The 21,567-nt window shown below is 71.5% G+C and carries 12 protein-coding genes; all 12 read left to right on the top strand.

The annotated features are described in order from the left end of the window. The first annotated feature begins 18 nt into the window (after positions 1–18). The 12 genes from F6W97_RS35795 (at position 19) to F6W97_RS35740 (ending at position 21,437) form a co-directional block, all read left to right on the top strand. Positions 19–1,224 (top strand): inositol-3-phosphate synthase, encoded by a 1,206-nt coding sequence (locus tag F6W97_RS35795; RefSeq protein ID WP_155375010.1) that lies wholly within the window; start codon positions 19–21, stop codon positions 1,222–1,224. Beyond that, positions 1,221–2,063 (top strand): SCO3242 family prenyltransferase, encoded by an 843-nt coding sequence (locus tag F6W97_RS35790; RefSeq protein WP_155375009.1) that lies wholly within the window; start codon positions 1,221–1,223, stop codon positions 2,061–2,063. Before F6W97_RS35795 ends, F6W97_RS35790 begins: the two co-directional genes overlap by 4 nt. Continuing rightward, positions 2,060–3,364: a TIM barrel protein gene (locus tag F6W97_RS35785; RefSeq protein WP_155375008.1), complete on the top strand. Its 1,305-nt coding sequence runs from the start codon at positions 2,060–2,062 to the stop codon at positions 3,362–3,364. The genes F6W97_RS35790 and F6W97_RS35785 overlap by 4 nt, the downstream gene beginning before the upstream one ends. Then, the gene (locus F6W97_RS35780; RefSeq protein ID WP_155375007.1) at positions 3,364–4,212 is read left to right on the top strand and encodes a TatD family hydrolase; all 849 of its coding nucleotides are present in this window, start codon (positions 3,364–3,366) and stop codon (positions 4,210–4,212) included. The genes F6W97_RS35785 and F6W97_RS35780 overlap by 1 nt, the downstream gene beginning before the upstream one ends. After that, positions 4,212–5,330 (top strand): metabolite traffic protein EboE, encoded by a 1,119-nt coding sequence (gene eboE / locus F6W97_RS35775; protein ID WP_155375006.1) that lies wholly within the window; start codon positions 4,212–4,214, stop codon positions 5,328–5,330. The genes F6W97_RS35780 and eboE overlap by 1 nt, the downstream gene beginning before the upstream one ends. Next, positions 5,330–6,703, top strand: a complete 1,374-nt coding sequence (locus tag F6W97_RS35770) for a nucleotide pyrophosphatase/phosphodiesterase family protein (RefSeq protein ID WP_155375005.1) — start codon at positions 5,330–5,332, stop codon at positions 6,701–6,703. The genes eboE and F6W97_RS35770 overlap by 1 nt, the downstream gene beginning before the upstream one ends. Positions 6,704–6,845: 142 nt before the next feature. Then, positions 6,846–7,928 (top strand): polyprenyl synthetase family protein, encoded by a 1,083-nt coding sequence (locus F6W97_RS35765; RefSeq protein ID WP_155375004.1) that lies wholly within the window; start codon positions 6,846–6,848, stop codon positions 7,926–7,928. Positions 7,929–8,084: 156 nt separating this feature from the next. Continuing rightward, positions 8,085–11,228, top strand: a complete 3,144-nt coding sequence (locus tag F6W97_RS35760; RefSeq protein WP_230687252.1) for a fascin domain-containing protein — start codon at positions 8,085–8,087, stop codon at positions 11,226–11,228. A gap of 328 nt (positions 11,229–11,556) precedes the next feature. Continuing rightward, positions 11,557–14,832, top strand: a complete 3,276-nt coding sequence (locus F6W97_RS35755; RefSeq protein WP_155375003.1) for a discoidin domain-containing protein — start codon at positions 11,557–11,559, stop codon at positions 14,830–14,832. Between the two features lie 60 nt (positions 14,833–14,892). Then, positions 14,893–17,007, top strand: a complete 2,115-nt coding sequence (locus F6W97_RS35750) for a ThuA domain-containing protein (RefSeq protein ID WP_155375002.1) — start codon at positions 14,893–14,895, stop codon at positions 17,005–17,007. Positions 17,008–17,085: 78 nt separating this feature from the next. Then, complete coding sequence (locus F6W97_RS35745) at positions 17,086–19,917, top strand: PQQ-dependent sugar dehydrogenase (RefSeq protein ID WP_155375001.1); 2,832 nt, start codon at positions 17,086–17,088, stop codon at positions 19,915–19,917. A 26-nt stretch (positions 19,918–19,943) separates the two neighbouring features. Next, positions 19,944–21,437, top strand: a complete 1,494-nt coding sequence (locus F6W97_RS35740) for a glycoside hydrolase family 99 protein (RefSeq protein ID WP_230687251.1) — start codon at positions 19,944–19,946, stop codon at positions 21,435–21,437. The last annotated feature ends 130 nt before the right edge of the window (positions 21,438–21,567 follow it).

The following is a 21,567-nucleotide window of genomic DNA, read 5'->3' as shown; positions in this document are numbered from 1 at the left end:
CGCGTTACAGGAGGCCCTGTGCGTACTGGAATCTGGCTCGTCGGCGCCCGCGGCTCGGTCGCGGTCACCAGCATCGTCGGCGCGCTGGCGGTGCGGGCCTCGCTCGCCGACCCCATCGGCTGCGTCACCGAACTGCCCCCGCTGCGCCACCCGGCGCTACCGGCCCTGTCCGATCTGGTCTTCGGCGGCCACGACGTGTCCTGTGTGGCCCTGGTGAAGAAGGCCCACTCGCTCGTCGCGGCCGGCGTGCTGCCCGCGGCGGTGGTCGCCGCCGTCGCCGACGAGCTGGCCACCGTCGAACCCGAGGTGCGCCAAGCCCCCGACGGGCCGACCCAGCACGACACCATCACCCGCATCGCCGCCGATCTCGTGGACTTCCGCGAACGTCACAGGCTCGCCCGCGTCGTCGTGGTCAACGTGTCCTCGACCGAGCCCATCCCGCCCGACCACCCGGCGCACGCCGACGCGAGCGCGCTCGCCGCAGCCCTGCACCACGAAGCGGTGCTGCCGCCCAGCGCCCGCTACGCGTACGCGGCGTTCACGGCGGGCTGCTCCTACGTCGACTTCACCCCGTCGACCGGAGCCCGGCTGCCCGCGCTCGACCAGCTCGCGGCCCGGCACGGCGTGCCGTACGCGGGCAGCGACGGCAAGACCGGCGAGACCCTGCTCAAGTCGGTGCTCGCGCCCATGTTCGCGATGCGCAACCTGCACGTGCGCTCCTGGTCGGGCACCAACCTGCTGGGCGGCGGCGACGGCGCGACGCTGGCCCGGCCGGAGGCCAACGCGGCCAAGGTCGCCAGCAAGCAGCGGGTGCTGCGGGAGACCCTGGGCTACGAGCCGGAGGGCCACACCCGCATCGACTACGTGCCTGACATCGGGGACCTGAAGACCGCCTGGGACCTCATCACGTTCAGCGGCTTCCTCGGCAGCCGGATGCGGCTCGAGTTCACCTGGCACGGCTGCGACTCCGCGCTGGCCGCGCCACTGGTGCTGGACCTGGCCCGGCTCACCGCCGCCGCCCACGCCCAAGGCCGGTCCGGCCCGCTGCCGGAGCTGGCCTTCTTCTTCAAGGACCCGATCGGGCAGGTCCCGCACGGCCTCGCCGAGCAATGGGTCGACCTGTGCGAATGGGTCCAGGGCTGGGACGTCCCGGACGTGCCGGGCGAGCAGCCCGGCGGCGCCGCGCCCACTGGGCGGGCCGAACCGGCCGGAGAGCCGTCATGAAGCTGCGTGACCTGGCACAACTGGTGCGCGCACCGGCGGCGCTGTCGGTGCCGGGGGACGCGGTCGCGGGCGCGACCGCCGCGGGCACGCTGGACGCGCGCACCGCCGGCATCGCCGCCGCCTCGGTCTGCCTCTACTGGGGCGGCATGGCCGCCAACGACTGGGCCGACCGCGAACTCGACGCCGTCGAGCGACCCGAGCGGCCCATCCCGTCCGGGCGGATCAGCCCGGAGGCCGCGCTCGCCATCGCGGGCGGGCTCACCGTCGCCGGGCTGGCCCTGGCCGCGGCCAGCGGCGGCAAGCGCACCCTGGCCACCGCGGGGCTGCTCGCGGGGGCGGTGTGGGCCTACGACGTGAAGTGGAAGAACTCCCCGGCCGGGCCCGCCGGGATGGCGCTGTGCCGGGGACTGGACGTGCTGCTCGGCGCGAGCACCGGCGACCTGCGCAAGGCCGCCCGCCCGGCGCTGGCCGTCGCCGCCCACACCTACGCCGTCACCGCGCTGTCGCGGCGCGAGGTCAGCGGCACCGACCGGGTGCTGCCCGCGCTGACCATGACCGCGACCGCGGCCGTGGCCACGCACGCCGCGGGCCGCAGCGGCGGCTGGCTGCCCGCGGTGCTGGCCGGCTGGTACGCCACACGCTTCGGCAAGGCACAGCGTGAGGTGCTGCGCCACCCCGACGCGGGCCGGGTGCGCGCCGCGGTCGGGGCCGGCATCACCTCGCTGCCCGCACTGCAGGGCGCGCTCATCGCACGGCACGGCAAACCGCTGGTCGGGGCTGCCATCGCGACCGCCGCCCCGGCCGCGGCCAAGCTCGCGAGGAAGGTGTCCCCGACATGAGCCTGCGCTTCGGCTACGGCACCAACGGCTTCGCCAACCACCGGCTGGCCGACGCGCTCGACGTCATCGCCGAGCTGGGCTACGCGGGCGTCGCGCTGACGCTCGACCACGCGCACCTCGACCCCTACGACCCGGATGTCAAAGACCAGGTCGCCCGCACCGCGCGGCTGCTCGCCGAACGCGAGCTGGCCGTGGTCGTGGAGACCGGGGCGCGTTACCTGCTCGACCCGCGGCGCAAGCACGCGCCGACCTTCCTGCACGACGACGCCGCCCGGCGGGTCGACTTCCTCAAGCGCGCGATCGACATCGCGGCGGGTCTCAACGCCGAGGCGGTGTCGTTCTGGGCGGGCGTGCGCCCGACGCACGTGTCCGCCGAGGTCGCCTGGCAGCTGCTCGTCGAGGGCTGCGCCGAGGTGACCGCCTACGCCGCCGGGCGCGGTGTCGCGGCGGGCTTCGAGCCCGAGCCGGGCATGCTGGTCGAGACGCTCGCCGACTGGGACCGGCTGCGCGAGCAGGTCGGCCCGGACCTCAAGCTGACCCTCGACATCGGGCACTGCCGCGCCAACGAGCCCGAAGACGTCGCCGAGTGCGTGCGTATCGCCGGCCCGCACCTGGTCAACGTGCAGATCGACGACATGCGCCGGGGCGTGCACGAGCACCTCGAATTCGGCGACGGCGAGATCGACTTCCCGCCGGTGCTGCGGGCGCTGGCCGGGACCGGATACCGCGGCCTGGTCGCCGTCGAGCTGCCCCGGCACTCGCACGCCGCCCCCGACGTCGCAGCCCGCTCGCTGAGCTTCCTGCGCGCGGCGCAGTGGCTCGGCGACGCGCTGGACCGGCTGGCGGCCGATCCCGCGGCGATCGCCGTGCTGCTGCCCGCGGCCCGCCGCGGTGTCGGGCGCGCCGCCGCCGAGGACGCCCGGGTGCGCCTGCTGCACGCGGCGGCCCCGGGCCGGGACGAAGCCGCCGAGCTGTACCGCTACGGCGACAACGACGAGAAGCGGGCCGTGCTGCTGGCCTGCCCCGACCCCGACCTGCTGCGCGACGCGCTGCGCAGCAACGACACCCGGCTGGTGGCCGCCGCGCTCGGCCCCGGCGCCCGGGACCTGCCCGACGCCGAATGGCGCCAGGGCGTGCTGAAGAGCGTGTTCATGGGCCTGCCGCTGTCCGGCGTCGACGGACTGGCGCAGCGGGCCGACGCCGAGCTGGGCCGGATGCTGGCGGCGCTGCGCCGCGAGCGTGAGGCGGCCGGCCGCACCATGCCCGACGACGCCGTCGACCTCCTGGAGAGGCTGCATTGATGCGCATCTTCGATCCGCACATCCACATGACCTCGCGCACCACCGACGACTATGAGCGGATGGCGGCGGCGGGTGTGCGAGCGCTGGTCGAGCCGGCTTTCTGGCTCGGCCAGCCCCGCACCAACCCGGGTTCGTTCACCGACTACTTCGACGCGCTGATCGGCTGGGAGCCGTTCCGGGCGAGCCAGTACGGCATCGCGCACCACTGCACCATCGCGCTGAACCCGAAGGAGGCCAACGACCCGCGCTGCCGCGAGGTGCTGGCCGTGCTGCCGCGCTACCTGGCCAAGGACCGGGTGGTCGCGGTGGGCGAGACCGGGTACGACTCGATGACGCCGGAGGAGGACGAGGTGTTCGCGGCGCAGCTGCAGCTGGCCCGCGAGCACGGCCTGCCCGCGCTGGTGCACACCCCGCACCGGGACAAGGTCGTCGGAACCCGGCGCAGCCTCGACGTGGTCAAGGAGTCCGGCATCGACCCGGGCCTGGTCGTGCTCGACCACCTGAACGAGCCGACCGTCGGCGAGGTCGCCGGCAGCGGCTGCTGGATGGGCTTCTCCATCTACCCCGACACCAAGATGTCGCCGGACCGGATGGTCGCCATCCTGCGCGAGTACGGGCTGGAGCGCATGCTGGTCAACTCCGCCGCCGACTGGGGCAAGTCCGATCCGCTGCTCACCCTGCGCACCGGCGAGGCGATGCTGGCCGCCGGGTTCAGCGACGACGACGTGGACCGGGTGCTGTGGCGCAACCCGGTCGAGTTCTACGGCCAGTCCGGCCGCCTCGACCTCGACGAGGCCGACACCGGGGCCACCTTCGCGGGCAACTCGATCCTGCGCGGAGGTTCGTGATGCGGCTGCGCGACGCCGACGGCGCGACGGTCCACCTGGCGTACTGCACGAACGTGCACGCCGCGGAGGACTTCGACGGGGTGCTGTCGCAGCTGGACCGCTTCGCGGTGCCGGTGCGCGAACGCCTCGGCGTCGACGTGCTCGGGCTCGGGCTGTGGCTGGCCGCCCCGGTCGCCCGCGCCCTGGCCGAGCAGCCGGAACTGCGCGGCAAGCTGCGGCGTGAGCTGACCGCGCGCGGGCTGGAGACGGTGACCCTCAACGGCTTCCCCTACCAGGCGTTCCAGGCGCCGGTGGTCAAGCACGACGTGTACCTGCCGGATTGGACCGACCCGCGGCGGCTGCGATACACCCTCGATCTTGCCCTGGTGCTGGCCGAGCTGCTGCCCGACGACGCGGCCCGCGGCTCCATCTCGACGCTGCCGCTGGCCTGGCGCGAGCCGTGGGACCGCCGCCGCTTCCGGGCCGCCAAGGCGCAGCTCGACGAGCTGGCCGCGGGCCTGGCCCGGGGCGAGCGCCCGATCCGGGTCGCGCTGGAGCCCGAGCCCGGCTGCGTGGTGGAGTCCACCGACCAGGCGGTCGCGGCGCTGTCCGCGGTGGCCAGCGAGCACCTCGGCGTCTGCGTCGACCTGGCGCACCTGGCCTGCGGCTGGGAGGACCCGGTCGACGCGGTCGCCAAGCTCAAGGCCGCCGGGGTCGCCGTGGTCAAGGTGCAGGTGTCACAGGCCCTGGAGGTCGAGGACCCGGAGGCGGCCCGGGAGGTGCTGGCGGCGTACGCCGAACCGCGCTTCCTGCACCAGACCCGCAGCTCGGCCGGCGAGCGCTTCGACGACCTGCCGCAGGCCCTGGCCTCCGACGCGCCCGGCCCGTGGCGCATCCACTTCCACGCGCCACTGCACGCCGCCGCGCTCGACCCGCTGCGCACCAGCTCCACGGTGCTGCGCGAGGGCCTGGCGGCGCTGCTGACCAACAGCGACTGCGACCACTTCGAGGTCGAGACGTACACCTGGGACGTGCTGCCGCCGTCGGCCCGTCCCGTCGACGACGCCGGGCTGGCCGAGGGCATCGCGGCCGAGCTCGCCTTCGCCCGCGACCAGTTCGCCGCCCTGGGGGTCTCGTGATGAGCAAGCCACTCGTCGTGCTGAACGTGGTCGGGCTGACGCCCCGGCTGCTGGCGCACATGCCGCGGCTGCGCACCGCGTTCGCCGGCGGGTTCACCGCCCGGCTCGACCCGGTCGTGCCCGCGGTGACCTGCTCGGTGCAGGCGACCTTCCTCACCGGCGAGACCCCGGCCGGGCACGGCGTCGTCGGCAACGGCTGGTACTTCCGCGACCTCGGCGAGGTGCTGCTGTGGCGGCAGAGCCACGCGCTGGTCGGCGGGGAGCGGGTCTGGGACGCGATCCGTCGCGACCGGCCCGGCTACACCGTGGCCAACATCTGCTGGTGGTACGCCATGGGCGCGGACGTCGACTGGACGATCACGCCCCGCCCGATCTACCGGGCCGACGGCCGCAAGGACCCCGACTGCTACACGATCCCGGCCGAGCTGCACGACGAGCTGCCGACGTTCCCGCTGTTCAGCTACTGGGGACCGGGCGCCGGCATCGCCTCCTCGGCCTGGATCGCCGCGGCCGCGGTGCACGTGATGGCCACCCGCAACCCGGACCTGACCCTGGTCTACGTCCCGCACCTCGACTACGACCTGCAGCGCTTCGGCCCGTCCGCGCCGCAGGCCGCGGCCGCCGCCGCCGAGCTGGACGAGACCCTGGGCCCGTTGCTCGACGCGGCCGCCGCGCGGGGTGCGACCGTCGTCGCGCTCTCCGAGTACGGCATCACCGAGGTCAGCCGGCCGGTGCACGTCAACCGGGCGCTGCGCGCCGCCGGGCTGCTGCACGTGCACACCCAGGACGGCATGGAATACCTGGACCCGTGGACCTCGCGCGCCTTCGCGGTCGCCGACCACCAGGTCGCCCACGTCTATGTGCGTGATCCGGCCGACGTCGCCGCGGTGGCGAAGCTGTGCGCCGAGCTGCCCGGCGTCGGCCAGGTGCTCGACGAGTCGGGCAAGGCGGGGCAGGGGCTGGACCACGAGCGCTCCGGCGAGCTGGTGCTGCTGGCCGAGCCGGACTCCTGGTTCACCTACTACTACTGGCTCGACGAGGATCGCGCGCCGGACTTCGCCACCCACGTGGAGATCCACCGCAAGCCCGGCTACGACCCCGCTGAGCTGCTGTTCGACCCGGCCGGTCCGGGTTCGGCGAAGGGGCGGGCGGCGAAGGCGCTGGTGCGCAAGAAGCTCGGCATGCGCTACCGGATGAACGTGGTCGGCCTGGACGCGGGCGCGGACGCGATCCGCGGCTCGCACGGCCTGCTGCCGCCCGGCGCCGACGACGCTCCGCTGCTGCTCTGTACCGACCCGGGCCCCGCGGCGGACCGTATCGCCGCCACCGAGGTGAAGGCCCTGCTCCTGCGCCTTGCCGGAACGTCGTCATGACCCCCCGCGCTCGTCGCGCGATTTCGGGCTTCTGCAGTTTCGGGGAAACTGCGCGAATCAGCGCGGTCCATGATGCAGTTTCCCCGAAACTGCAGCGCGGTCGGCCGCGGGCTCCGCGGGGCTCGCGGGCTGGAGGGACGCCGTGACCCTGGCGCCCGCGCCGACGTTGTTGGCGGCGCGGATCGATGCGGTGCTGGCGGGGTTCGTGGACGGGCAGCGGTTGTTGTGGCCGGATGATGATCTGCGGCCGATGCTGGACACGGTGCGGCGGTTCATTCTGACCGGCGGCAAGCGGCTGCGGCCGGCGTTCTGCTACTGGGCCTGGCACGGGGTGGCCGCGCCCGAGGAGCGGGGCGAGGACCAGGCGGCGGTGACCGCGGGTGCGGCGCTGGAGCTGTTCCACTGCTTCGCGCTGATCCACGACGACATCATCGACGCGGGCAGTCGCCGCCGCGGCCAGGCGTCGATGCACGAGGAGTTCGCCGCGGCGCACGCCCGGCACGGCTGGCGTGGGGACGCGGGCTCGTTCGGTCGCAACACGGCCCTGCTGTGCGGGGACCTGTGCGCGATGTGGGCGGAGGAGCTGCTGGCCGCCTGCCCGGCGACGCCGGTGCGGCTGGCGCAGGCGCAGCGGTTGTTCGCGGTGATGCGGGCCGAGGCGGTGGCGGGGGAGTACCTGGAGGTCGTCGCGCAGGCGATGGGCGACTTCGGAGTGGGTGCTCGGCAGCGCGCGGCGCGGGTGGTGCAGTTGAAGACGGCCCGGTACTCGGTGGTGCGGCCGCTGCAGATCGGGGCGGTGCTGGCCGGGGCGAGCGATGCCGTGCTGGACGGGCTGGCGGCGTTCGGGGAGCCGCTGGGGGAGGCGTTCCAGCTGCGGGACGACGTGCTCGGGGTGTTCGGCGAGCCGGCCCGCACCGGCAAGTCGGTGCTGGACGACCTGCGCCAGGCCAAGCCGACGACGCTGCTGGCGGAGGCGTTCGCGCGCGGGGATGTGCGATCGCGTGCGGTGCTGTCGGCACACGTCGGGGATCCAGGGCTGGACGAGGCGGGCGCGGCGCGGGTGCGGGCCGTGCTGGCGGAGTCGGGGGCGCTGGCCGCGGTGGAGGAGCGGATCGCGGCGGCTCGGGCCGAGGCGCTGCGGGCGCTGGAGTTCCTGGATGTGGCGGAGCAGTCGCGGCAGGCGCTGGGGGCGCTGGCCGACTTCGTGGCGAGCAGATCGGTGTGAGGCAACAGGATCGCTCACATTTCCACTGAGGTCACCAATTTCCATATAAGCAGCGACATGTCTTAACCTGATCTTCATCTATCCTATAGGATATTTCATACACGGTCCGGTAACAGGCCGGAAACTCTGCCCCCACATTCGCGGAGGTTTTCCCCCATGAACCTCAGCAAGTCGTCACGCCTGGCCCTCGCGGCGGTTCTCGCCGCGGGCCTGGGCGCGGCCGTCCCCGCCGCGCCCGCCCTGGCATCGCCGACCGATGCCGCGTTCAACTCCTCCACCGGCGCCCTCAACGTCAACTACGCCGGCTACCTCTCCAAGCACGACCTCGTCTACAACCGCCAGAACACCAACCCGCTGCACGGCCTGACCGTCGGCAACGGCCGCACCGGAGCCATGGTCTGGTCCCAGAACGGAATCACCGCCCAGGTCTCCGGCGTCGACCTGTCGCAGCAGTCGGCGTTCGCGGCCGGCCAGCTCAACTTCCAGACCAGCCCGGCCATCGACGCCGGGTCGAGCACCTTCCAGCAGCGGCTGTCGCTCTACGACGGCACGCTGACCACGAAGTACGACAGCAACCGCACCGTCACGATCATGGGTTCACCCAACTCCGAGGTGATGGGCATCCACGTCGACGACACCCGTGGCGGGGTGTCGGCCGCGACCCTGGAGCTGAGCCTGTGGGACCCGAACGGGGTCTCCAACAGCGCCGACGTGCCCAACCTGACGACCTGGCGCACGGTCTCCACGGGTAGCGACTCCTCCGCGGCGTGGTTCAGCCGCGGCCAGGCCGACCCGAACAACTTCGGCTACACCTTCGCCGCCACCGTCGAGGGCGCGTCCTACAGCGCCTCGGTGGTCAACGGCACCCGGGTGCGGCTGAGCATCACCCCGACGTCGAGCTACACCATCTGGTTCACCGCGGCCAGCCGGATCAACTCGCCGAACCTCGACTCGGTCGCCCAGGCCAAGAACCAGCTGGCCTCGGCCAAGTCGACGGGCTACAACACCACGTTCACCAACTACAAGAACTGGTGGCACAGCTTCTGGGGCAGGTCGTTCGTGCAGTACTCGAACGCCGCCGGCGACGCCGACTACCTGGAGAACGTGTACTACCTGTCCACGTACATGATCGCGGCGGGCGGGTACGGCAACTACCCGGTGCACTTCATCAACGGCGTGTTCCGGGCCACCGGTGATCAGACCAAGTGGAGCAACGGCTACTGGTACTGGAACCAGCGCGACGTCTACAACTCGTTCCTGGCCAGCAACCACGCCGACATGATGGCGGTGTTCAACCGGCTCTACAGCCGCAACTACACCGCGCTGAAGGCGTACACGCAGACCCGGTACGGCACCGACTCGCTGTGGGTGCCCGAGACGATGGGCTGGGACGGCAACGCCCGCGGCACCGTCGGCAGCGACTACGTCAACGACATCTACTCCACCGGCACCGAGGCCGCGTACAACATGTACCTGCAGTACCGGTACACCAACGACACCGCGTACCTGCAGAACACGGTGTACCCGTACATGAAGGACGCGCTGCGGTTCTACCAGAACCGGTTCCAGCTGATCAACGGCAAGTACCAGATGGTCAACAGCAACGCCCACGAGACCTACTGGGACGTGCGCAACGCGATCACCGACCTGGCCGCGGTGCGGCTGCTCGCGCCGCTGACCATCCAGGTCAGCACGCAGCTCGGCCTGGACAGCGGGCTGCGCGCGGGCTGGCAGAACCTGGTCGACAACCTGTGGGCGTACCAGGTGAGCAACAACGCCTGGCTGCCGCACGACCCGCCGACCTCGCCCACCCGCAACGGTGAGAACGTGTCGGCCGAGCTGATCTGGCCCTACGACCGCACCGGCATCGGCTACGCCGACTACGGCACCGCGCTGAACACGTGGAACGTGCGGCCCAACCCGTACAGCAACGTGTGGGCCAACGACCACGCGCAGGCGGCCCGCCTCGGCCTGGGCGACCAGGCGTTCAACGGCATGCGGACCATGCTGCAGCGCTACCAGAACTACCCCAACGGCATGACCAACAACACCAACGGGGTGTTCGAGTACCTCGGCATCCACCTGGTCGCCATGAACGAGTCGCTGCTGCAGAGCTACAACGACAAGATCAGGGTGTTCCCGGCGCCGCCCACCGCCTCCTCCTTCGTCGGCAAGTTCACCCTGCTGGCCAAGGACGGCTTCCTGGTCAGCTCGGAACGCGAAGCCGGTGAGGTCAAGTACGTCGGGCTGCGCAGCCAGTTCGGCAAGAACGCCACCGTGGTCAACCCGTGGGGCACCCAGCAGATCCAGGTGCGCCGCACGTCCGACAACGCGATCATCACCACGTCGTCGGCGGCCGAGGTCAGCTTCGCCACCGCCGCCAACACGGTGTACGTGGTCGAGCGCACCGTGAAGCCGCTGTCGAGCTACAGCGCCACCACGCTGACCGGCACCGCCAACAACGCCCAGAAGTCGCTGCTCAACACGGCGTCGACGCTGGGCCTGGGCACGCCGGGCGGCGGCGGTGGCGGCGGGCTGGTCAACGACACCGACCTGACCTACGACGCCGGCTGGTACCACACCACGGCCCGGGGCTACGGCGACTACAACGACGACACCCACCACACCAACACCGTCAACGCGGCGGCCTCGTACACGTTCACCGGCACCGGGATCGAGTACCTGTCCGAGCGGTTCAGCGACATGGGCAACGTCGACGTGTACCTGGACAACGTGTTCCAGGCCAACGTCAATCTGAACGTGTCCGGGGCGCGGCAGGCGCAGGCGGTCGTCTGGTCCAGGACCGGCCTGACCAACGGGCAGCACACCATCCGGATCGTCAACAAGGCCACGTCCGTGGGCATGGTGGACGCGTTGCGCGTCACCACCGGCGGCACACCACCGGCGACCGGCTACGTCGCGCTGAAGGCCCAGGCCAACGGGCAGTACGTGACCGCCGCCAACGCCACCACGGCGCTGATCGCCAACTCCACCACGGTGGGCACGGCGCAGCAGTTCCAGGTGAGCGACCTCGGCAACGGCAACATCGCGCTGCGCGCCCGGTCCAACAGCCAGTTCGTCTGCGCGGAGAACGCGGGCGCGAACCCGCTGCTGGCCAACCGGGCCTCGGCGGGCTCCTGGGAGACCTTCGCCCTGGTCCGCAACTCCGACAACACGGTGAGCCTGCGGGCCACCGTCAACAACCAGTACGTGGTGGCCGAGAACGGCGGTGCCGCGGCGCTCATCGCCAACCGCGCGTCCATCGGCCCCTGGGAGAAGTTCGAGATGATCACACTCTGACCCCGGCGGAGGGCCGGACCTGGTCCTGCCCTCCGCACTCGCCACTTCGGAGCCGAGCATTCGGCGACCCGGCTCCGAGCCGACCGTCCGGTCCTCCGCGGCACACCGCGGCAGACCGGTCGCCCGGGTTGGCACCGGGCGCTCCGCCTCCACGGGCGGCGCGCCGCGGACCGCCCGGACGCCCGACCCCGAGGGAACGCGTCATGGCACCCGTCGCCGAGATCCACCGTGCTCCGCGCCTGATCAGTGGCCGGTCGCCGGGACGGTCAAACGCCCCTTCGGCTCCCCGTCCCGCACCAGCCGACCCCCACTGATCCGGAGCGACCCCATGCCTCGAAGTACCCGCCCGCGCCTGGCCGCGGGCCTGGCCCTGATGATGCTCGCGAGCGTGGCGGCCGCGGTCGTCAACGTCGTCGCGAACCCCGCGCCGGCGGCCGCCGCGCCGCCCCCGACCTCCAGCTTCGAGAAGGTGAAGCTGGACGGCGGGCTGTCCATGGGCGAGCCGATCGAGCTGTCCGTGCTGCCTGACGGCAAGGTCCTCTACATCAACCGGGGCACCAGCTCCGGCGGCGGGCAGGTCCGGCTCTACAACCCGGCCACGAACTCCACGACGGTGGCGCTGACGCTGCAGCTCGACGCCCGCTTCGAGGACGGCCTGATCGGCATCACGCTGCACCCGCAGTTCGCCACGAACCGCTGGGTCTACCTGTTCTACTCGCCGGTGGCCACGCCGCTGGTCAACCGGATCTCCCGGTTCACCTTCAACACGTCCACGAACGTGCTGGACGCGGCCAGCGAGACCAAGCTCATCGAGTGGCCCACCGAGCGGCGGCTGTGCTGCCACTCCGCGGGCTCGATGACCTGGGACAGCAACAACAACCTGTACTTCGCGGTGGGCGACAACACCAACTCCGGCGGCGACTCGGCGGGCATGGCCCCGATCGACGAGCGCACCTCGCGCGACGCGCAGTATGACGCCCAGCGCACCTCGGGCAACACCAACGACCTGCGCGGAAAGATCAACCGGATCCACCCGGAGAACAACGGGACCTACACGATCCCCGCGGGCAACCTGTTCGCCCAGGGCACGGCCAACACCCGGCCCGAGATCTACACCATGGGCAACCGGAACCCGTACCGGATCTGGGTCGACAAGCAGGCGAACAACACCCTGTACTGGGGTGAGGTCGGCCCCGACGCCGGTGCCACGATCCCGAACCGGGGTCCCGCCGCCTACGACGAGTACAACCGCGCCACCGGCCCCGGCAACTACGGCTGGCCGTACTGCGGCGGCCCGAACACCGCCTACAACGACTGGGACTTCGCGGCCAACGCCCCGCGCGGCTGGTTCCCGTGCGGCGGCAGCACCGGCCCGGTGAACAACTCCCCGCGCAACACCGGCCTGCAGCAGCTCCCGCCGACCAAGGGCGCGCTGGTGTGGGAGCAGCACGGCGGCAGTCGCGAGTGGCCCGCGCTGGACAACCCGGGCGGCTGCGGCTCGCCCAACCACGCCGAGGTCTACCACTACAACCCGAACCTGAACTCCACGGTGAAGTGGCCCGCCTACTACGACAACAAGCTGATCATCACGGAGTACTGCCGCAACTGGATCAAGGAGGTCCAGTTCGACAACGGCAACCCGGTCACCGGCAACCCGACGATCATCGAGCCGGTGGTGACCGGCATGCAGTTGGTGCACCCGATCGACATGGAGTTCGGCCCCGACGGGTCGCTCTACCTGCTCGAGTACGGCAACGGCTACTTCTCCGGCGACGCCGCGGCGGGCCTGTACAAAATCAACTACGTGGCGGGCGGGCGCTCGCCGACCGCGGTCGCCACGGCCAACCGGGACAACGGGCTCGCCCCGCTCGCGGTGACCTTCTCCAGCGCGGGCAGCAACGACCCCGACGGCGACCCGCTGACCTACGCCTGGGACTTCGACAGCAACGGCACCACCGACTCCACCGCGGCGAACCCGTCGTACACGTACACCACGGTCGGCGACAAGCGCGCCCGGCTCACGGTAAACGACGGCACCGGCCGCTCCGGCAGCGTCCAGATCCCCATCGTGGTCGGCAACAACCGGCCGGTCACCACCGTGGGCTCGATTCCCAACGGCGGCATCTACGGCTGGGGCGACAACGTCACCGCGACCGCGGCGTCCACCGACGCCCAGGACGGCACCATCGCCTGCGGCAACGTGGTGGTCCGGGTGGCGCTCGGCCACCAGGAGCATGCGCACGAGGAGGGCCAGGGCACCGGCTGCGGCTTCACGTTCAACACCGGCCCGATCCACGCCGGCCTGGACGCGGTGCAGTTCTTCGTGGTCCGGGGCGGCTACACCGACAGCGGGGCGGCGGGCACCGTGCCGCTGACCGGCGAGCAGCAGCTCACCCTGTGGCCCAAGCAGTGGCAGGCCGAGCACTACGTGACCCTGAACGGTCCCAAGGTGGTCGACCAGGCCGCGGCCGAGGGCGGCAAGCGCCTGGGCGACATCCAGAACGGCGAGAGCGTACGCCACCACGGCGTCAGCCTGAAGGGCATCACCAGCGTCAAGGCCCGGGTCTCCTCGGCCGGGGCGGGCGGCGTGCTGTCCTTCCGGTACGACTCCACGACCGGCCCCGAGGTCGCCCGGATCACCGTGCCGGGCACCGGCGGCTGGGACAACTACACCGAGGTCACCGCGCCGGTGACCAGGCCCGACGACGGCACGCACGACCTGTACCTGGTGTTCACCGGCACGGGCACCGGCGCGCTGTACGACGTGGACAGCTACACGTTCGTCGGCAGCGGTGTCGGCAGCACCCCGCCGGGCGGCGGCCAGGACCTGGCGCAGGGCCGCCCGGTGACCGCGTCCAGCACCGAGGCCGGGGCCAACGTGGCCGCGAACGCGGTCGACGGCAACGCCGCCACCCGCTGGAGCAGCCTGTACGCCGACCCGCAGTGGATCACCGTGGACCTGGGCGCTTCGTACAACGTCAACCGGGTCCGGATCAACTGGGAGGCCGCGTTCGGCCGGGCCTACCGGGTCGAGGTGTCGCCGGACAACAGCGCGTGGACGTCGATCTTCTCGACGGCCACCGGCGACGGCGGCGTCGACGACCTCAGCGTCACCGGCACCGGCCGCTACGTGCGCGTCTACGGCACCCAGCGCGGCCTGACCCAGTACGGCTACTCGCTGTTCGACCTGAACGTCTACGGGACCCCGGCGAGCGGCGCGACCCTGCTGTCGCGCAACCGGCCGGTCACCGCGTCCAGCACCGAGGCGGGGACGAACGTCGCCGCCAACGTGGTCGACGGCAGCACCACCACCCGGTGGAGCAGCCTGTACGCCGACCCGCAGTGGATCACCGTCGACCTCGGCGCGACCCGCAACGTCAGCCGGGTGGTCCTGAACTGGGAGACCGCGTACGCCACCGCCTACCAGGTGCAGGTCTCCAACGACAACAGCAACTGGACCACGGTCTCGTCCACCACCACCGGCAACGGCGGCGTGGACGACCTGACCGTGTCCGGCTCCGGCCGCTACGTGCGGATCAACGGCACGGCGCGGGCCACCCAGTGGGGCTACTCGCTGTGGGAGTTCGACGTCTACGGGTCCTGACCCACCTGCGCCGGAGGCGGCCGTCCGTCGCCTCCGGCGCACCTTCCTCAAGGAGCAATGATGCGCAGAAGGTTTCTGTCCCTGCTCACCGGCCTGGCCCTGGCGGTCGGGTCGGCGACGCTGGCGCTGCCTGCCACGGCGCAGGCCGCGCCGCTGACCAAGGTGCTGGTCTTCTCCAAGACGGCCGGCTTCCGCCACTCCGCCATCCCCAACGGCATCGCCGCGATCCAGGCGCTGGGCACGGCCAACGGCTTCACGGTCACCGCGACCGAGGACGCCAACCAGTTCACCACCGCCAACCTGGCCCAGTACCAGGCGGTCATCTGGCTGTCGACGACCGGCGACGTGCTCAACGCGACGCAGGAGGCCGCGTTCCAGAGCTACATCGCCGCGGGCGGGGGCTACGTCGGCGTGCACGCCGCGGCCGACACCGAATACGACTGGGCCTGGTACGGCGGGCTGGTCGGGGCGTACTTCTCCTCGCACCCGGCGACCCAGCAGGCGACCATCCGGGTCGAGGACCGGTCCAACATCTCCACCTCGCACCTGCCGCCGACCTGGACCCGCACCGACGAGTGGTACAACTACCGCGCCAACCCCCGCGCCAACGTGAAGGTGCTGGCCAGCCTGGTCGAGTCGTCGTACACCGGCGGCACCATGGGCGACCACCCGATCACCTGGTGCCAGAGCTACGGCGGCGGGCGCTCCTGGTACACCGGCCTCGGCCACACCGAGGAGACCTACGCCGACGCGAACTTCCGCACCATGCTGCTCGGCGGCATCCAGATCGCGGCCGGGTCCAAGCCCGCCGACTGCCGCCCGGAGACCGGCTACACGGCGATCTTCGACGGCACCCAGAACAGCCTCAACCAGTGGCGGATGGCCGGACCCGGCGGGTTCACCCTGGCCAACGAGACGCTGACCTCGTTCGGCGGCATGGGCCTGCTGTGGTTCCCGGTGCGCACCTACGCCAACTACTCGCTGAAGCTCGACTGGATGATGCCGGGCGACGACAACGGCGGCGTGTTCATCGGCTTCCCGGACCCGCTCAACGACCCGTGGGGGCCGGTCAACGCCGGTCATGAGATCCAGATCGACGCCACCGACGCCGACCCGAGCCGCACCACGGGCAGCGTGTACAGCTTCCAGGCGCCCAACACGACCGCCCGCGCGGCGGCGCTCAACCCGCCGGGGCAGTGGAACACGTACGAGATCGGGCTGCACGGCCAGCGGGTCGAGATCTGGCTCAACGGCGTGAAGATCAACGACTACACCAGCACCCGGGCCATCGCCAACGGCTACGTCGGCGTGCAGAACGACGGCACGGGCGCGGACATCAACTACCGCAACATCCGGATCAGGACCGACGGCAGCCAGCCGCCGGCCACCGACATCGCCCAGGGCAAGCCGGTCACCGCCTCCAGCACCGAGGCCGGGGGCAACGTCGCCGCCAACGCCGTGGACGGCAACGCCGCCAGCCGGTGGAGCAGCCTCTACACCGACCCGCAGTCGATCACCGTGGACCTCGGCCAGTCGTACAACCTGACCCGGGTCCGGCTGAACTGGGAGACGGCTTACGGCCGGGCGTACCAGCTGCAGACCTCGCCTGACAACGCCACCTGGACCACGGTCTACTCCACGACCACCGGCGACGGCGGCGTGGACGACGTGACCCTGACCGGCACCGGCCGCTACGTGCGCATGAACGGCACGCAGCGGGCCACCCAGTGGGGCTACTCGCTGTGGGACTTCAACGTCTACGGCACCCCCGCCGGGACCGGCCCGGTCCTGCTGTCGCGCAACCGGCCGGTGACGGTGTCCAGCGTGGAGCCCGGCAGCGCGCACAACGGCGCGAACGCCGTCGACGGCAACACCGGCACCCGCTGGGGCAGCGCCTACGCCGACCCGCAGTGGATCTCGGTGGACCTCGGCGCGAGCAAGACCATCAGCCGGGTCCGGATCAGCTGGGAGGCCGCCTACGGGCGCGCGTACCAGATCCAGACGTCGCCGGACAACGCCACCTGGACCACCGTGCACTCGACCACCACCAGTGACGGCGGCGTCGACGACGTGAACGTCACCGGCACCGGCCGCTACGTGCGCGTCAACGGCACCCAGCGCGCCCTCACCCAGTACGGCTACTCGATCTGGGAGCTGGACGTCTACGGCAGTTGATCAAGACTTCCGCTCCCCGCGACACCCCCGGCGCGCACGCCCCCGCGCGCCGGGGCACCCCACCCCGGAAGGAACCCCATGAGAAGGACCCCCAGACGGCGGCTGTGGTTCACCGCCGTCGCCACCCTCGCCGCGAGCGCCGCGGTGTCCGTGGCGGGCGCCCCCGCCGCCCATGCCGCGCCCATCCCGGCGGCCGACTACCAGCAGGTCTCCCTCGCCACTGGCTCGGCCGAGCTGGGCGAGCCGATGTCGCTGGCGGTGCTGCCCAACCGCTCGGTGATCCACACCGCCCGGGACGGCACGATCCGGGTCACCGACGTCAACGGCAACACCAAGCAGGCGGCCAAGCTGTCCGTGTACACCCACGACGAGGAGGGCCTGCAGGGCATCGCGGTCGACCCGAACTTCGCCAGCAACCGCTACATCTGGGTGTACTACTCGCCGCCGCTGAGCACCCCCGGCGGAGACGCCCCGGTCACCGGCACCGCCGCGGACTTCGCGCCGTGGAAGGGCCACCTGCGGCTGTCCCGGTTCACGCTCAACTCCGACGACACCGTCAACGTGGGCAGCGAGCGGATCACGCTGCAGGTCGACAACGACCGCGGCCAGTGCTGCCACGTCGGCGGCGACATCGACTTCGACGCCGCGGGCAACCTGTACCTGACCACCGGCGACGACACGAACCCGTTCGAGTCGGCCGGTTACAGCCCGATCGACGAGCGCACCAACCGCAACCCGCAGTTCGACGCGCAGCGGTCCTCGGGCAACACCAACGACCTGCGCGGCAAGCTGCTGCGTATCAAGCCGCAGGCCGACGGCAGCTACACCATCCCGTCGGGCAACCTGTTCGCGCCCGGGACCGCCGGCACCCGTCCCGAGATCTACGCGATGGGCTTCCGCAACCCGTTCCGGATGAGCGTCGACAAGCCCACCGGCGTCGTCTACCTCGGCGACTACGGCCCGGACTCGGGCACCACCGACGCCAACCGCGGCCCCAGCGGGCAGGTCGAGTTCAACCGGATCACCTCGGCGGGCAACTACGGCTGGCCGTACTGCACCGGCACGAACACCACCAGCGAGACCTACAACGAGTGGAACTTCTCCACCAACGCGACCGGCGCGAAGTACAACTGCGCCGGCGGCCCGGCCAACAACTCGTTCCGCAACACCGGCCAGGCCACCCTGCCCGCGGCCCGTCCGAGCTGGATCCGCTACGGCGGCGACGCCGGGACCCCGCCGGAGTTCGGCGGCGGCTCCGAGTCGCCGATGGGCGGCCCGGTGTACCGGTTCAACGCGTCGTCGACCTCGGCGGTGAAGTTCCCGCAGTCCCTGGACGGGCGCTACTTCGCCGGTGAGTACGGCCGGCGCTGGATCAAGGCGATCGCGGTCAACACCAACGGCACGCCCGGCGAGATCTCGGCGTTCCCGTGGACCGGCACCCAGGTCATGGACATGGCCTTCGGCCCCGACGGGGCGCTGTACGTGCTCGACTACGGCACCGGCGCCAACAACCAGGGCCTGTTCCGGATCGAGTACATCGGCGGCGGCAACCGCAGCCCGGTCGCGGTCGCCTCGGCGAACAAGACCTCCGGCCCGAGCCCGCTGACCATCAACTTCTCCTCGGCGGGCAGCTCCGACCCGGAGGGCGGGGCGCTGAGCTACCTGTGGACGTTCGGCGACGGCACCACGTCGACGGCGGCCAACCCGACCAAGACGTACACCACCAACGGCACGTACACCCCGACCCTGAAGGTCACCGACCCCGGCGGCCTGTCCGGCACGGCGAGCCTGGTCGTCACGGTCGGCAACAGCGCCCCGACGATCAACGTGAGCACGCCCGGCAACGGCCAGCTGTTCAACTTCGGTGACACGGTGCCGTTCACGGTCACCGTCAGCGACCCGGAGGACGGCACGATCAACTGTGCCCGGGTGACAGTGACGTACTCGCTCGGCCACGACAGCCACGCCCACCAGATCACCTCGAAGACCGGCTGCTCGGGCACCATCACCATCCCGGTCGACGGCGAGCACGACGCCGCGGCGAACATCTTCGGCGTCATCGACGCCAGCTACACCGACAACGGCGGGCTGACCTCGCGCAGCACCCGCACCCTGCAGCCCAAGAAGCGCCAGGGCGAGCACTACGGCACGACCTCGGGCGTGCAGCCGGCCGACCACGCGGCGGCCGAGGGCGGGCGCACCGCCGGCTACATCGAGAACAACGACTGGATCGCGTACAACCCGTACATCGTGGGCAACGCGACCCAGTTCACGGCGCGGGTCTCCTCGGCGGGGGCCGGCGGCACCATCGAGGTGCGCACCGGCTCGGCGACGGGCACCCTGCTCGGCACCGTCACCGTGCCGGTGACCGGAAGCTGGGAGACGTTCACCAACGTCACCACCAACCTGTCCGGCGCGCCGTCCGGCACGACCACGCTCTACCTGGTGTTCAAGGGCGGCACGGGCAACCTGTTCGACGTCGACTCGTTCACCTTCACCACCGGGTCGGCCCCGGGCAACCCGGTGGTCGCCTGGCGGGCACGGGCCAACACGCAGTACGTGACGGCGGCCAACGCCACCACCGCGCTGATCGCCAACTCCACCACGGTCGGCGCCACCCAGCTGTACGACCTGGTCAGCCTGAGCGGCGGCAACTACGCCCTGCGCTCCCGCGCGAACAACATGTTCGTCTGCGCGGAGAACGGCGGCGCGAACGCGCTGCTCGCCAACCGGGCCTCGGCCGGGTCGTGGGAGACGTTCACGCTGGTCAACAACTCCGACGGCAGCATCAGCCTGCGGGCGACGGTCAACGGCATGTACGTCGTCGCCGAGAACAACGGCGCCGAGCCGCTGATCGCCAACCGGGCCGCCATCGGACCGTGGGAGAAGTTCGACCTGGTCACGCAGTAACCCGATCGCCCCGGAAGGGAAAGATCATGAAACGCATCAGGCGGACCTGGTCCGTCCTGCTGCCGGCCGTCGGGCTGGCGCTGGCGCTCGCGGGTTCTCCCGCGGCGTCGGCGCCCCCGCCGGTGGCGGCACCCGTCCCCGTGGCGGCCGCGGCGGCCGCCGCGCCGCTCGCGTCCAACGTGCACATCTTCTACTACTCCTGGTACGGCAGCCCGACCGTGAACGGCTCGTACCGGCACTGGCAGCAGGGCGGGTTCACGCCGCCCAACGCGATCGGGGCGAACCTGTACCCGAAGCTCGGCGCGTACGACTCCGGCGACTACGCCGGGGCCGTCAACCAGCACATGGCCTGGATCGCCCAGGCCGGTGTCGGCGTGATCGTCTACAGCTGGTGGGGCCAGAACTCCTACGAGGACCGCCTCGTGCCGGGAGTGCTCAACGCCGCCAACCAGCACGGCATCAAGGTCGCCTGGCACCTGGAGCCCTACGCCGGGCGCACCGCGGCGTCCACCGTCGCCGACGTCAACTACCTCAACAGCCGCTACGGCTCGCACGCGGCGTACTACCGCGACGCGGCCCACGGCAACCGGCCCGCGTTCTACGTGTTCGAGAGCCTGCGCATCACCGACTGGGCCCCGATCGCGCCGCTGCGGAGCAGCAACATCATCCTGGCGCAGACCACCGACACCTCGAAGGTGGCCGGCTTCGGCGGGATGTACACCTACGACGCGATCGCGGGGGCGACCGCGCCGGGGTGGGCCAACGCCAACGCGTTCTGCAAGGCCAACGGCCTGGTCTGGGCCCCGTCGGTGGGGCCCGGCTACCTCGACGACCGGGCGGTGCCCGGCAACACCACGCCCACCCTCGGGCGCGACAACGGGGCGACCTACGACCGCGAGTGGGGCAACGTCCTGTCCGCGGCCAACGGCGGCCCGCCGAGCTGGGTGTCCATCACCTCGTTCAACGAGTGGCACGAGGGCTCGGTCATCGAACCGGCGAGCGCCAACCCGCCCGCCGGAAACGGTTACCAGACCTACTCGGGCGCGTACGGCCTCACCGGCGCCGCGGCCGAGACGGCCTACCTCACCCGCACCAAGTACTGGGTCGACCGCTACAACCCGCCCGCGCCCTCGTCGGTGGTGAGCCTGCGCGCGCGGGTGAACAGCCGGTACGTGACGGCGGAGAACGCGGGCGCGGCCCCGCTGGTCGCCAACCGCACCGCCGTCGGCCCGTGGGAGCAGTTCGACCGCGTCGACCTGGGCGGCGGCCTCATCGCGCTGCGCGCCCGGATCAACAGCCGGTTCACACACGCCGACAACACCGCCCCGCTGATCGCGAACGCGACGGCGGCCGGGGCGTGGGAGACGTTCCGGGTCGTGGCCAACAGCGACGGCAGCGTCAGCCTGCTGGCCACGGCGAACAACCGCTACGTCGCGGCCGAGAACGCGGGCGCGGCGGCGCTGGTCGCCAACCGCACGGCCGTCGGCGGATGGGAGAAGTTCGACATCATCGCCAGTTGACCCGGTGGATGGCGTGGAGGCCTCGTCCCGCGCCGTCCACCACAGTGGACTTCGCCGTCGCCGCGGATGTTACGCGGCGGCGGCGAAGCCTTGCGTAGAAAGCGTTTTCATATTTCCATGTTCGATCAGG

It is taken from the genome of Catellatospora vulcania, from assembly GCF_009720385.1.
Lineage (GTDB): Bacteria > Actinomycetota > Actinomycetes > Mycobacteriales > Micromonosporaceae > Catellatospora > Catellatospora vulcania.
The sequence above is the reverse complement of the archived record's forward strand: the minus strand, read 5'-3'. Positions and strand labels throughout refer to the sequence as shown.